Origin of the sequence: Halobacteriovorax sp. GFR8 (assembly GCF_050955245.1) — a bacterium.
Classification (GTDB): Bacteria; Bdellovibrionota; Bacteriovoracia; order Bacteriovoracales; family Bacteriovoracaceae; genus Halobacteriovorax_A.
Genome location: NZ_JBPBLR010000002.1, coordinates 1,395,719 through 1,408,575, shown reverse-complemented (window position 1 = coordinate 1,408,575; position 12,857 = coordinate 1,395,719). Strand labels below are relative to the sequence as shown.

Annotated in this window: 13 protein-coding genes; 5 read left to right on the top strand and 8 right to left on the bottom strand. The window is 37.1% G+C overall.

Translation table 11 applies throughout. The features are described 5' to 3' along the window. The first annotated feature begins 87 nt into the window (after positions 1 to 87). The 3 genes from ACRXC1_RS07275 to ACRXC1_RS07265 all read left to right on the top strand — a co-directional run bounded on the left by ACRXC1_RS07275 (position 88) and on the right by ACRXC1_RS07265 (position 1,890). Positions 88 to 903 (top strand): enoyl-CoA hydratase-related protein, encoded by an 816-nt coding sequence (locus ACRXC1_RS07275; RefSeq protein WP_392908191.1) that lies wholly within the window; start codon positions 88 to 90, stop codon positions 901 to 903. Between the two features lie 173 nt (positions 904 to 1,076). Further along, entirely contained in the window at positions 1,077 to 1,463 is a 387-nt protein-coding gene (locus ACRXC1_RS07270; RefSeq protein WP_433657661.1) for a hypothetical protein, read from the top strand. Positions 1,464 to 1,500: 37 nt separating this feature from the next. Next, positions 1,501 to 1,890 (top strand): hypothetical protein, encoded by a 390-nt coding sequence (locus ACRXC1_RS07265; RefSeq protein ID WP_433657659.1) that lies wholly within the window; start codon positions 1,501 to 1,503, stop codon positions 1,888 to 1,890. Positions 1,891 to 1,925: 35 nt separating this feature from the next. Here the strand turns inward: ACRXC1_RS07265 and ACRXC1_RS07260 are convergent, their stop codons facing one another. The 6 genes from ACRXC1_RS07260 to ACRXC1_RS07235 form a co-directional block, all read right to left on the bottom strand. After that, on the bottom strand, positions 1,926 to 2,828 hold the full coding sequence (locus ACRXC1_RS07260; RefSeq protein ID WP_433657657.1) for a mevalonate kinase family protein: 903 nt from the start codon (positions 2,826 to 2,828) through the stop codon (positions 1,926 to 1,928). Continuing rightward, the gene (mvaD, locus tag ACRXC1_RS07255) at positions 2,828 to 3,913 is read right to left on the bottom strand and encodes a diphosphomevalonate decarboxylase (protein ID WP_433657655.1); all 1,086 of its coding nucleotides are present in this window, start codon (positions 3,911 to 3,913) and stop codon (positions 2,828 to 2,830) included. Before mvaD ends, ACRXC1_RS07260 begins: the two co-directional genes overlap by 1 nt. Beyond that, positions 3,903 to 4,934 carry a GYDIA family GHMP kinase gene (locus ACRXC1_RS07250; protein ID WP_392908185.1) on the bottom strand — a complete coding sequence of 344 codons (1,032 nt, stop codon included), beginning with the start codon at positions 4,932 to 4,934 and terminating at the stop codon, positions 3,903 to 3,905. The genes mvaD and ACRXC1_RS07250 overlap by 11 nt, the downstream gene beginning before the upstream one ends. A 3-nt stretch (positions 4,935 to 4,937) precedes the next feature. Next, on the bottom strand, positions 4,938 to 6,218 hold the full coding sequence (locus ACRXC1_RS07245) for a hydroxymethylglutaryl-CoA reductase, degradative (RefSeq protein WP_433657653.1): 1,281 nt from the start codon (positions 6,216 to 6,218) through the stop codon (positions 4,938 to 4,940). Continuing rightward, entirely contained in the window at positions 6,215 to 7,252 is a 1,038-nt protein-coding gene (locus ACRXC1_RS07240; RefSeq protein WP_433657651.1) for an isopentenyl-diphosphate delta-isomerase, read from the bottom strand. The genes ACRXC1_RS07245 and ACRXC1_RS07240 overlap by 4 nt, the downstream gene beginning before the upstream one ends. A gap of 104 nt (positions 7,253 to 7,356) precedes the next feature. Then, positions 7,357 to 8,061 carry an SAM-dependent methyltransferase gene (locus ACRXC1_RS07235; RefSeq protein WP_433657649.1) on the bottom strand — a complete coding sequence of 235 codons (705 nt, stop codon included), beginning with the start codon at positions 8,059 to 8,061 and terminating at the stop codon, positions 7,357 to 7,359. Positions 8,062 to 8,115: 54 nt separating this feature from the next. Here ACRXC1_RS07235 and ACRXC1_RS07230 point away from each other — a divergent pair, with 54 nt between their 5' ends. After that, positions 8,116 to 9,246, top strand: coding sequence for a THUMP domain-containing protein (locus ACRXC1_RS07230; RefSeq protein ID WP_433657647.1), 1,131 nt, complete (start codon positions 8,116 to 8,118; stop codon positions 9,244 to 9,246). Here the strand turns inward: ACRXC1_RS07230 and ACRXC1_RS07225 are convergent. Next, positions 9,243 to 10,430: a U32 family peptidase gene (locus ACRXC1_RS07225; RefSeq protein ID WP_433657645.1), complete on the bottom strand. Its 1,188-nt coding sequence runs from the start codon at positions 10,428 to 10,430 to the stop codon at positions 9,243 to 9,245. The genes ACRXC1_RS07230 and ACRXC1_RS07225 overlap by 4 nt on opposite strands. Further along, positions 10,430 to 11,638, bottom strand: a complete 1,209-nt coding sequence (locus ACRXC1_RS07220; RefSeq protein ID WP_433657643.1) for a peptidase U32 family protein — start codon at positions 11,636 to 11,638, stop codon at positions 10,430 to 10,432. The genes ACRXC1_RS07225 and ACRXC1_RS07220 overlap by 1 nt, the downstream gene beginning before the upstream one ends. Positions 11,639 to 11,703: 65 nt before the next feature. Between ACRXC1_RS07220 and ACRXC1_RS07215 the strand changes: the two genes are divergently transcribed. Further along, positions 11,704 to 12,849 carry a hypothetical protein gene (locus tag ACRXC1_RS07215; protein WP_392908170.1) on the top strand — a complete coding sequence of 382 codons (1,146 nt, stop codon included), beginning with the start codon at positions 11,704 to 11,706 and terminating at the stop codon, positions 12,847 to 12,849. The last annotated feature ends 8 nt before the right edge of the window (positions 12,850 to 12,857 follow it).

Sequence of the window (12,857 nt, the reverse complement as noted above, 5' to 3'; positions counted from 1 at the left end):
ACAGATCACGGATCGATCTGAGAGTTTACATTTAGTAACTAGAAACTGCATCGGATAGCAGTTTTAAAAAGACCAGGGAAGGTATCAATGAGTAATTTCTTTAAGTACAATACACTCAATATTTCACTATCTAGACAAACTCGTACATGCAACGTTGTCATCGCCAACGATGAACAGTTTTTCAATACTTCGACGTACTTAAATGAACTTGAACACTTCTTTGACTGGTTAACTAATAAAATTGAAATTCATTCAGTAGTTTTTAAATTTGCTAGTGATGATATCGAATTATTTAAAAAAGAAGAACTTAGGTTTTTCGATGAAGTAAACCTTGGTAATACGCTTCAACAACTAGCAAGACTTAGCTGGGGACAATTGCTGTTACCACAGACGATCCTTTGGTCATTTCAAAAAACCGCCTGCCCGTTTAGTCTTGAATTAGCAATGGGTGGAGATATTCGCTACTGTGCTCCCTCTTTTAGTGTGACATTTAATCAACTAGATAAGGGAATCACGCCAATGGCAGGAATGAATACCCTTACTAACGAAAAAGCAAATAGTGCAAAGCTTATGCAATACTTATTATCTTCTCAAAGTGTAAGCGCCGATGCTCTTATAAGTGCAGGCCTCGTTGGTAAAATCCTTTACAGTGAGAATGAGCTTGAAGATATTGTGACTCGTATCTCTAAGCAGTCTCCTACTGCAAGAATTCAAACAAAGAGATCATTTAACAACGCTCTTATAAAAGCAATGGAAGATGATCTTCTAGAGGAAATCACTTTTGCCAACTCAACATTAGCAACTGGTGACTTTAAAAACTACGCAAATGGGAAGGATTTCATTAATCCACGTGACTTCGCTCGTGTTTTAAAACAAACTCCCACTGTTGCAGAGGCCATCTAGCTTTGGAATGGCCCATCTCTTCTCCAAGAAGTGGGCCAAAGTACTGATTTCACATAAATTTCTCTCTCCAATATAGCTCACCATAAAATATTTACAAAAAACAGTGTAATACACTTTTTTAGTGTTATAACCTCCTCGAACAAGAAAATATAAATATTGAACGAGGAGAGAATATGAAAAAGTTAATGATTACACTATCACTACTTACAGCAACGAGCTCTTTTGCTAACTGTAAGCAAATTTCTAAGCACGTTAAAATTTATGAGTGTAGAGATATAATTGCTCAACACGTACTTAAGAAAGGAAGATGTTGGTATAACGATAATATGTATATCGAATCTTACAATGCATTTGCAGGGGTAGCATTTGTTGAAGAAGTTTACCTAAAAGATGCCAACCATAACCTTCTCACAGAAAGAAGGACTGTACTTAGTACAACGAGTGGAACTAGTACAGGAGTGCAAGCAATGGATTCTTATTGGGACTGTCGTAAGGCCATGGGAGAGCTTGAAACATACAGCTTAGAAGAAGTTAAAGATCTCTACGGAATTCAACAGTAAAAACTCAAACAAAAACAAAATGAAAATGGAGAAACAAATGAAAAATATTATTTTATTACTATCTATCTTAACGACAACAAATATCCTTGCAAGCACATGGTGTGAAAAAGGTAAGCATGACGAAAATTACAAATGCCGAGTGAGCGTTAATGAGTATGCACTATCTATTGGACAATGTAGTGCCTTTCCATGGCCAAATGGAGATGTCGAATATAGTGCTAAAGCAATGGCGGTTGAAGTCTTTCAAGAATTTGAAGTCAACGACAATAATGAAGTTGTCTCAGATATAAGATATAACTACATTACAAAACAATCAGTCTTTTCTGGCGTCTATGCCATGAGAACGATGAAGATATGTAAAGATAAAAGAAAAGTAACACCTACACACAAGCTTGCTGATATTAGAAAAATGTACGGTATTAGATAAAGACTTAAAGGCCCACTTATAAATGTGGGCCCTATTTATACTGGTCTAATTTCGAAATTAGCTAATTGTGAAGGTAGCTTAGAAATATCGCGGGCCAACCCAAGAAGAAAACCTCCCCCACCGGCACCACATAACTTCAAATAGAAGTCATTCGATTCAAGTCCCTCTGTCCAAAGATCTCGATAAAGAGCAGGAATCATCGGATTAAAATGTTCAAATTGAAACGAAGATAACTCTTTAAACTTCTTCCAAAGTTTTTCACGGTCATCATTAATATAATACTTTATACACTCATCAGATATTGGCGTTAAAACACGATCACAAAGATAAGCAAAGTCCTTAGAAGAACACTTTTCCATAAATAGGTTTACAAGTGGTTCTGTTCTTCTAGCACGCCCTGTATTTAGAAGGAAAAGACCTGGACCTTTAGAATCATTTTTTAAGACAACCTCTGTCAGTTGCTTCTTGCTATCAATTAGAAGCGGAACATTCAAGTAACTTATCAGAGGATCAACACCAGAAGAAGATCCGTGAAAGTGTGATTCCATTTCTTTAAAACAATCTTTTAAGAATGCAATATCATTTTTTTGTTCATCACTAATACGAGCATAACGATCAAAAACGGCAGCACATAGTGCCCCCGAACTTCCAACACCATACCCTTGCGGGATAGTTGATTTGAATCTAATGCCACTAGAGATATCAAAAGAAAATGATTGGTGATCAAAGTTAAAGCTTAGGTTTCCCTTCTCATTTTGTTTCTTTAGGTATTGTGAAAATGCAGACAACTCAGAATCAACTCCTGTGTTTTGCTTTTCAGGAAAGTTTAATTTTCCGTCGAAAAGTGAGTAAGGCATAGCTAATGCTTTTGATGAGCGAATAATAGAATACTCACCAAAAAGAAGAATTTTTGCGCTAAAACTTCCGACACTTTCCATTATGAATCTCGATTTAAAAATTCCACTACAACACCATTACCCATGTGATCATGGATAACAACGTTATTATGACAAAGATTAGCAACTTCCTCATCAATGAATTGGCGAACTTTAGCTTCATCTTCTTTTAGATAAAGAATATGTACATTTGGCCCGGCATCAAGAGTAAAACAAATCTTTGCACCTGTTTGTATTCTAAAATTTCTGATCTTAGCGATAATTGCTAATGTATTTGGCTCCATCAGAATAAATGATGGTTTTGAATTCATCATTAGGCCATGAAGCTCCAATGCCTCGGCCTCAACAATATCAGCAAAGCCATCAAAATCACCACTACTTAGAGCAAAACAAAGTGAGTTAAAATTATTACAGGCATTTAAAAAGCGTGTTTTTGCAAATGGATGAGTATTCATCAAAGCATGGCCAGCAGTAGAGCTTACGGCCTTCTCACTTGCACTTACAATCGCAATAGAATCACAAATTCCTTCAAAAGACTTATCATAGCTATCAAGCCCGACAGCATACTCTTGAGAGCTTCCTTGAACGGACTTACCCCAAATCGACATTTTAGGAAAAAGAGATCGAGAAGCACTACCAGAACCTAGACGGGCCATAAAAGAAGCTTTCTTTAGGTAGTATTCTTCGTCGTGGTCTTCATCAGTCACTATTTTTTCAATCTCACAAAGTGCACTAGCAAAATTTGACATCGATGCAGCAGAAGAAGCAATTCCAGACGAATGAGGAAATGAGTTCATTGAATCCATTTCAATTCGACATTCATTGATAAATGGAAAGTACTCGACTGCTCGGTTAAAAAACTTTTCGACACGGGCCTGAAACTTCTCATTAGTCTTCGATTCAAATTTAAAATCTAACTCAAATGTATCAGATTTTGAAACTTTATAAGTTGTCAAAGTATGAGCATTATCAAGTGTAATACTTAGGGAAGGATTTGAAGGCAGCTGCTCTCCATACTTTCCCCAGTACTTAATCAATGCAATATTAGAAGGGCTCTTTACATTGAAAGAGCGGCCTTCACTTAATTTTTCTATTTTATAACTTGTTAACTTAAAATTAGTGGACATTATTAGCTTCAACTTTTGGTTCATTATCGACAATTAAATCACGGTAAGGAATGATGACCTTTAGGCCTTTTTCCTCAAAGTAATTGGCAACGTACTTTTTATTATTCATTGTTGAAGCAAGAATGAAGTCTCCACCCCATGCGCCAAGAGACTTAATTTCTCCATCAAAGTCACTAAAGGCCTCTTGCTTAATTGGCTTAAGATTAAGTTGTTTTCCAATAATTTCTTCATGGGCACGGATTAAGAAATTAAATTCCTCCTGCGTTTTTGCAGAAGCAATCTGATTTGATAATTCACTGATAGTATTGATTACTTCCGGTGAATGTGGACGCAATTGATTATAATACTCAATAGCGTCGCGTGAATTTTTCTTATGACCTAAGTAAATGAAGTATAGATTATTTTTAAATGACGGGTTAAATTCAACCGGTGACCACTTTGGTCCATCACCACTTTTTTGATAGATAAGTGGATCATCACTTTGGGCACAAGCGATATCATAACCAGAGCCGCCAAGTGTGTTAAATGCTAACTCAAATGGTGAAACCATCGCCCAATCAGCTATATTATGAATTAATGTTGACGATGAACCTAGGCCCCACTCTAGAGGAAATCCAAGTTGAGTAACAACGTGTACATCAACTCCATCTCTCAAAAAGTGCTTATTCTGCTTTCTAGCTTGTCTAAGCATTTGTTGTAGAACCATCATCTCTTTCGTTGGATTTTCATTTAAGATATTGAAGTGCCAGAATTCAAAAATCACTTCAAACCATAATTTTCCAGCAGGATCATATGATTTCCAATATAGCTTTGGATCAAAAGATGCTGAATATTGAACGCGAAGAGATTGCCCAACAGTTGTTGGTAGGCCAAGTGCCTGAGCACCGTCTAGAACAAAATACTCTCCAGATAGAAGTAATTTTCCATGACCAAAGTAAAGTTGGCCATTCTTTGGAAGTTCAAGAAATTGCTCTCCTTCCAAATATTTTAAAATCGTGTTGCTTGTGTGTGTTGTGTTCATAATTTAGTTTCTTAAACTCTCTAGTTGTTCTCTTACTGCGCTAAACGAAACAACTTTGTCCGCAAAGTATTCAGCAATTTTTTCTTTCTCTTCATTATTAGCTTCAAGCTGTCCCAAGATATTCATTAAGTGCATTTTCATATGACCTTTTTGAATACCACTTGTCACTAAACTCTTTAAGGCCGCAAAGTTTTGTGCAAGTCCCACACTTGCAGTAATCATCATTAGCTCGTTTGCACTTGGACGCTCTAAAATATCAAGAGACATCTTCGCTAATGGATGCAGCTTTGTTAAACCACCAACAGTTCCCAGTGCTAGTGGAATTTCAATTTCAAATAAGAACTTATCACCATCAACTTTACAATTAGTAAGAGAGCGATACTGTCCATCTCTTGCAGCGTAAGTATGGCCACAAGCTTCAACTGCTCTAAAGTCATTACCTGTTGCAATAACAACACCATCAATACCATTGAAGATACCTTTATTGTGAGTTGTTGCACGATGAGGATCAATATGAGCAATGCGAACTGCACGAGCAAATTTTTGTACAAATGTTTTTGCATCCATTCCAAGACTATTTTCATTTAAGTCTTCAATTGAACACTCAACCCATGCACGGGCCTTACAATTCGGCGTATAATTAGAAAGGATACACATAATAACTTGTACGTGCTCTCCTAACTTTTCTTCTAAGTACTTCCCAACAGCTTCTAAAACAGAGTTAATGAAGTTGGCCCCCATCGCATCACAAGTTTCAAATGCCATCTTGATTTGATAGTAGTTTTCTTCTTTATCTGTTAGATCAACTAACTCAATCGAACGAATTCCACCACCTCTCTTATCCATATTGATAGTTAAAGGAGTTAGAGAGTTTAAAATATCAATTTTTCCATTTTCAAAAAATTCTTTAAGTTGGGCCTTGTCACCTTCATAAATAAAGTGCACTTGGCCGATTTTTTCACTGCCAATGATTTCGGCCTTAAAACCACCACGAGAACTCCAAAACTTTGCTGCCTTAGATAGGGCCGCAACAACAGAGCTTTCTTCAATAACCATTGGAACGTTATATACTTTTTGATTTAAAACAAAATTAGGAACCACACCATAAGGTAGAAAGAAATTTGAGATGGTATTCTCAGAGAATTCATCAAATGTATTTTGTAATTTTTGATCCTGATGCCAGAAAGAGAGGATCTGTTCTTTTGAACCGGCCTCAAGATTTTTTGAGATAAAGTCTACTTTCTGTTCTTTTGTTAGTTTTGAAAAACCTTGAATCAATTTCAATTTTCACTCCTTACACTAAGGTATGAATTAGCAAATGCTAGACCTGCTTTTATTTGTGTAACCTGTCGACTCACACTTTCATAATCAATCATTGCCGTCTTTAGGAACTCACTGGCCATACCAAAGATGGCATTTCCTTTTGAAAGGCTACAAAGGTAGAAACCATCAAGATATGATTTAATACCACCTGAGATGATAAAGTTCTTACACCTTACCTGCTCTCCTAATTGATCGATAATTTGATTGCTCATATTTACCATTTCTAGGGCAGTATGGCCAACATGACACAGAGGTTCATGAATAGATAAGTCATTGGAATTTCTAATATATTCAAGTTTAGAAAAATTAGTTCCGCCAAAGGCAGCAAATTCTATTGCGGCCAGATCCAACTGCATAAGAGCGGCCAAAGATTTTGGCCCCATTCCCTGTCCAACTTCTTTGACGATGATTGGAAAATCAAACTCTTCCAAACAGATTTTTATAATCTCTAGGGGTGAGCGTTTGATAATATCACCTTCTGGTTGAAACCATTCCTGCGCCGGATTTATGTGAATGATTAGGCCATTAGCACCAAGTAGATCAACAACCTCTTTGGCGCGATCAAGCTCACCATCTTCAATTAGCTCCTCTAATTGGGCCACACCAAGATTGGCATAAAAAGGCGCACTACCTGTATATTTTGAGATATCAAAGTCGCTGAAGTATTGACTGCGACCTTCATTAGAAAGAAGTTTACGACAAGAGCCTAGGCCCATCCCAATGCCAAAATCTGCACATGCTCGTGCCAGATTTTCATTTATCTTTGCGGCCACACCAGTTCCACCTGTCATTGATGAAACCCAAATTGGTAACTCTAATTGATGTCCAGCAAAGTTAAGACTGAGATCGGGCACTTCTCTATTCCCACTAAAAAGTGGTTCATAGTAAAAGCGCTTATCAGCTAAGATTTGTGCTGTCTGTGCAGCATCCGTTAATTTGATATGCTCAAGCTTACGATCGCTCGTTGCTTGGGCCTCTAAATTGTCTCTTTTCATGTACATACCTAATGATTTAGGCAATTTAGCAGATTTTATTCGAAGCAACAACATTCCATTTATGCTTTGGAAAAATCTATCTGATTTGCAAGGCCTTTAAACAATTACTTAATAATAAGAATGAACTCTTTCTTTAAACCTGAAATATCTTTAAGTAATTTCGACAACTTACCGTATTTGAGTTCCTCGTCTTCTCCATTAAGCTCCATCCCGACAAAGGCTAGACGATCACCAAAAACCTCAACAGACTCCTCAAGAAGTCTTGTTAAGCGGTATGGTGTATCCATCAGAACCTTAGGCATATTTACCTTGGTCAAATTCTTTAGAAACTCCTTGCGCTCTTCGGGCCTGCGCGGAGGAAAGCCAGCAAATGTGAAGTTTGCACAATCAATACCAGACAGAGCAACTGCAAGTGAAATTGAGTTGCTATGAGGAGTACAAGTTACTCGAATCCCCAACTCATGACATCTTTTGACGAGTTTTTGGCCTGGATCACAAAACGCCGGAAGCCCGCCATCACTCATCAGATAAGCATTCTTTCCACTTTGAATCTTTGTAATGATTTCATTTTCAATCTCAACTTGAGTGTGCTCATTAAAGAGAATAAAGTCCTCAATAATCTCACGATCAAGTCCAAAACGAATCCAACGTCTACGACAAGGCTTTAAGTCTTCAATAAGAAAGAGACTCTGCTCTCGCTTTTCAATGGCAGACTTTAATAAATTTAAAGCTGTCGTATCAAGAGGGTTTTGCTCATCAATTGGAGTTGCAATTAAATAGAGAGTTCCGTATTTACTTTGTTTGGCCATATCATTTATATATGATCAATTGGTTATAAACTCAAGATCGTGTATACAAATAATATGCAAAAAACTTCAAAAATTTATGAATTATTTCTCTCTGTAACTCCAGGCCTCGAGGAGTTCGCCAAAGATGAGCTAAAAGAGCTAATTCGTTACGAATTCTTCACATCAATAGAAATAGAGTCTGATAATGAAAAGGGACTACTTCTTAAGTCTAAAGACCTTTTCTCACTTTTGACACTGATAAAGTTTTTAAAGATCCCAACAAGGGCACTTCTAAGAGTTGAAGAATTTAAGGCTAGAGACCTTCCAAAGCTATACAAAAAGCTATCAAAGATAAATTGGAATGATTATATCCCAACGGCCGACTTTGAATTTAAAGTAAGCTCTCATAATTCACGCTTATTTGATGATCGAAAAATCATCAAGGCCGCAAAGGATGCTATTTTCGATTATCAAAAGGCACAACCCTTTAAGGCAAAGTATAATGAATTAACATGGAGTCACGCACCAATTATCTTTATTCGCTTTGAAGAAGATATGTGTCAGGTCTCTATCGATTGTTCGGGAGAGAGGCTTGATAAAAGAGGACATAAGATTTTTACGGCAAAGGCCCCTATGCGCGAGTCACTTGGAGCAGCTCTTATTCGATTCATTAATAGCAATGAAGAGAAAGACTACACTCTGCTTGACCCAATGGCCGGCTCGGGAACGATTGTCAGTGAGTACCTATTACAAGATCAAATAAACTCTAAGCGAAATTATAATTTTGAAAACTTCCCTCTTTTTAGAAAGCTTCCTGCGCAGAAGCTAAATATTACAAAAGATGAAATAAAACGCAAGGCCTTGGCAAATGATATTAATCAAGACAATATTAGGGCCATCAAAGAAAACCTTATAGGATATGATCTAGAAGTTGCCCAAGGTGACTTTTTTAAAATGGTACAAACTTCCGTAAATAACTTAGTTATTGCCTGTAATCTTCCATATGGAAAAAGAATTAAAACGCAGAAAAATATTCATGAATTTGTAAATGACTTCTTTGCAAAGTCGCAAGAGCTCGGGGCCACAAGTGCATATGCTGTGATGCCAGAAACCTTTATCATCGATAAGAAGTATAAGATCAAGAGATCACAGCGAATCAACAACGGTGGAATCTGGGTACAATTTGTAAAAGTCAGCTACAACTAATTCTTGTAGGCCATAGTCTTAACACTAACACCACTAACATGTGGAATCAGCACTAATTCACCTGTCTTTGCAGAGTCTGTCTCGCTACCGTTAGTATGTGTAATTTTATGAACTTTCGTTGTTTTCACTTTACCATCTGGTGTATTTAATCGAAGTTCATCTCCTACTTTAAGAGCAAATTCTTCTGCGCGCATTCCCTTAATAAGAATGGCCATATGAGATTTTTTCACAACATCGACAACTTCACCTAAGAAGCCTTCATCTTGGCGTTGGGTACGCTTGTTCTTAAGCTTCTTAAATAGAACATCAGATTTATTTACGTGAAAGAACCCACGTGTTGTTGAATTACCGAATTGATCTTTTACTTCTTTGGCCTTTGTTTTGTCGAAGGCATTTATCAGTGCGACAACATCACTTAGCAGGTTGTTATTTTCGAGATGACGAGTATCAACTCTTAAATCATTAACACCACACTCTTTTAATTCGTCGATATACTCTAAAAGAAATTGGTCTTTTGTATTAAACATAAATGTTCCGTGCTGATTTTCAACAATCGGAAAGCCTTTATGAGGAGACTCTTCACTTGAGCCGCTAACTTCAAGATAATTATCTTCTAAACTTTCATCTGAGTACAATGGAGAGACAAGGTTTCTTGGTGTATAGAAAAGTAAGATACGCCCAAAGACAAGTAGTTCAGTTTCAACACCCCATGAGTGTATCTCTTGGCAAAAATCTTTAATCACACTACTTGAGAGTTCAATTGAAAGAACAATCTTTCTTAGACGATCACCTACAAGTTTCTTCCAAACCTTGATCGAATTAAGATTATGGTGTCCACCAGTATCTAAAAGAAGATCAATCTTTAGATTTGGGAATTCATTTAGGCAAAAATTAACTGCACCAGGATCTCTTAAGCGGATACTTTTAAAACCTAAGTCAGCATATTTTAAGAATTGCTGCTTATACATCCCAAAGCGAGTCTCTGTCATAAGAATATCCCACTCTAAAGAGAATGCGATCCCTTCCGATTTTAAAGACGAAATTGCCTGGGCCATATCATCAACTGACAATTTTCCAATTTGAGAAAATAAGCGTGTCGCTAAGATAACTTCACTCACTGAAGATTTATTAGCAATTATACCAGGAAGATCATTAAGACTATTTAAGTAAGTTGTCGTTTTCATTAACTTACAACCTTTGCACGCACAAGATTATTCACCTCGACACCTGCAACATAAGGAATCTTAAAAAGTGCACCAGGGCGGGTGCGTTCGAAGTTCTCTCCTGCAAGATTAGAGATATGATCAATCTTTACATTCACATGAGTATTAGTAAAAGGCATAATCTCAAGAGACTCTCCTAATTCAAATGCACTTCTTACATCGACAACGATGAACTCATTGTCCACAACTTGCGCGACCTTTCCAATCGCACGATAAGTCTTATCTTCATGCTCACGATCATTATATATCGAAGTCTCATCGGCTTCCTCAACAAGAGATGCCTGAGTGTAAGCACGGTGAGTAACTTTTGTAAGCTCTTCTTCCCACTTAAGGAGATCATCGCTTAGAAAGTTTCCATGTTCTTTATAATAGGCCAAGGCCTGAGAGTAGACCATCGAAATTGTTCCAGCATACATCGGAGACTTCATACGCCCCTCAACTTTTAAAGAATCAATTCCAGCGTCAATAAAGTCTTGAAGAAGCCTAATGCCTTCAAGATCCTTAGAGCTCATAAAGTAGCTATTTAGCTCCTTCTTGCCGTCATCAATTTTATATTCAAAACGACAACTGTGAGCACACCCACCGCGATTAGAGTCACGTCCTTGCGTATAGTTGGAAATTACACAATTTCCAGAGTAGGCCATACACATTGAACCATGAACAAACATCTCGATTTCGACACCTGCTTCCTCTTTGATTTTCTTAGCATCAGCAATGGCAACTTCTCTTCCAAGAACAATACGAGTTACACCTAACTTCTTCCAAAGCTTTGCACTTTCAACATTAAGACAACTTGCCTGAGTTGAGAGATGTATTTCTAAACCTGTATTCTCGGCAATATAATTGATCACACCTGGATCTGAAACAATAACAGCATCAATGCCAACATCATCAAGCTCTTTAATAAAGTCTAAGAGGCCATCAAAATCCTTATCGTGAAAGAATGAATTTAAGACGACATAGACGAGAGCACCTCGCTCATGAGCAAACTCAACTCCTTCACGTATTTCATCAATAGTGAAATTGTCTGCCGCTTGGCGAAGTCCATATTTTTGACCACCAAGATATACGGCATTGGCACCGTAACTAATGGCCACTTTCAATTTTTCTAGGCTACCTGCCGGAGCTAAAAGCTCAGGTACCCATCTGGTGTTTTTTGCATCTTTCATAAGGTCTTCTATGTACCAGAAATTACGTATATAATAAAGTCATAGGGAAATCTTGATTAGTTTTTATGAAAAAAATATTTAACACTATATTTTATTTGGCCTGTGCGTTCATTATCACAATTTTGGGACTTCTAAGTTACCATTATCACGAGGCTCCTTTACGAGAGACACCAGCACCATATGTCATGGCACCAGAAACCTTTGGGCCAGATGAGGTTGCCTCAAATGCCGACGTTCTAATTGTCGGTGATGAAATGGGTGTTTCAATCGGCCCATTTATCAATGACATCACAACTCAACTCTCGAAGAAATTGGCCAGACCACTTTCTATTTACAATATTTCTTCTAAGGGCGAGTCCCTTTATCGCACTATTCAAAGAGTAGCGGCATTAAAGAAAGTACCTAAGATTCTTATTCTGGCCACTGGCTACTCAGAGCTACAAGAAGATATTTACCCAAAGAAGAAAGAGGCCATTAAACTTAATAATCAGAATTTTAAATTCTTTAAAAATCTTTATATCCAAAGTTTGATTAAACTTCATCCAAACCTGTCACGTTTAATTTTCTTAAATGAAGACCTTAAGCAGTTAACTTCAGAAATTGAACCAATTCAATTCGATAAATTAACACCTGAGCGCTTTAGAAGTATCTTAGAAAAGGAACTTCTTCTTTATGAGATTCGTCTCGAAAAATTCTTTCGTACCCTAAAGGCCCAAGGAGTTAATATCCTTACAGTTATTCCACCAATCAATATGGAGATAAATGATCTTAGAGTTTGTGAAGATACCAACGGCCCAGAGTTTGAAGAGGCCCTGAAAAAACTCGACACACTTCTTTCAGAATCTAAAACTAAAGAGGCCCATGTACTTGTTCAGTCTCTTGAAAAGAATATTTTGGCCAACACGAAATTTCATCAATTAAAACAAGAATTTTTTGAAAAACAGGGTGAGATAACAAAGGCCTATGATCAGGCCTTACAAAAAGTGGCCTTTGCATGTGAGGTTAAGTCTTCGCACCCACTCTTCGTTAAGCAGCTTGAAAAAATCTCTACTCATCAAAATGTTGATATAGTAAATTTTAACGAAGTTCTTAAGCAAAATTATACAAGAAACCCTTTATTTATTTCTAATAAAGTTCCACAATCTATCTATTATCCTAAACTTGTCAGTGAGCTAGTTATTAAGCTCAAGCAAATTACCCAACTAAAATAAGAGGCCAT

Excerpts from the sequence above, each read along its gene's own strand:
- ACRXC1_RS07275 (WP_392908191.1), top strand. The coding sequence starts at position 88 with ATGAGTAATTTCTTTAAGTACAATACACTCAATATTTCACTATCTAGA.
- ACRXC1_RS07270 (WP_433657661.1), top strand. The coding sequence starts at position 1,077 with ATGAAAAAGTTAATGATTACACTATCACTACTTACAGCAACGAGCTCT.
- ACRXC1_RS07265 (WP_433657659.1), top strand. The coding sequence starts at position 1,501 with ATGAAAAATATTATTTTATTACTATCTATCTTAACGACAACAAATATC.
- ACRXC1_RS07260 (WP_433657657.1), bottom strand. The coding sequence starts at position 2,828 with ATGGAAAGTGTCGGAAGTTTTAGCGCAAAAATTCTTCTTTTTGGTGAG.
- mvaD (WP_433657655.1), bottom strand. The coding sequence starts at position 3,913 with ATGTCCACTAATTTTAAGTTAACAAGTTATAAAATAGAAAAATTAAGT.
- ACRXC1_RS07250 (WP_392908185.1), bottom strand. The coding sequence starts at position 4,934 with ATGAACACAACACACACAAGCAACACGATTTTAAAATATTTGGAAGGA.
- ACRXC1_RS07240 (WP_433657651.1), bottom strand. The coding sequence starts at position 7,252 with ATGAAAAGAGACAATTTAGAGGCCCAAGCAACGAGCGATCGTAAGCTT.
- ACRXC1_RS07235 (WP_433657649.1), bottom strand. The coding sequence starts at position 8,061 with ATGGCCAAACAAAGTAAATACGGAACTCTCTATTTAATTGCAACTCCA.
- ACRXC1_RS07230 (WP_433657647.1), top strand. The coding sequence starts at position 8,116 with ATGCAAAAAACTTCAAAAATTTATGAATTATTTCTCTCTGTAACTCCA.
- ACRXC1_RS07225 (WP_433657645.1), bottom strand. The coding sequence starts at position 10,430 with ATGAAAACGACAACTTACTTAAATAGTCTTAATGATCTTCCTGGTATA.
- ACRXC1_RS07220 (WP_433657643.1), bottom strand. The coding sequence starts at position 11,638 with ATGAAAGATGCAAAAAACACCAGATGGGTACCTGAGCTTTTAGCTCCG.
- ACRXC1_RS07215 (WP_392908170.1), top strand. The coding sequence starts at position 11,704 with ATGAAAAAAATATTTAACACTATATTTTATTTGGCCTGTGCGTTCATT.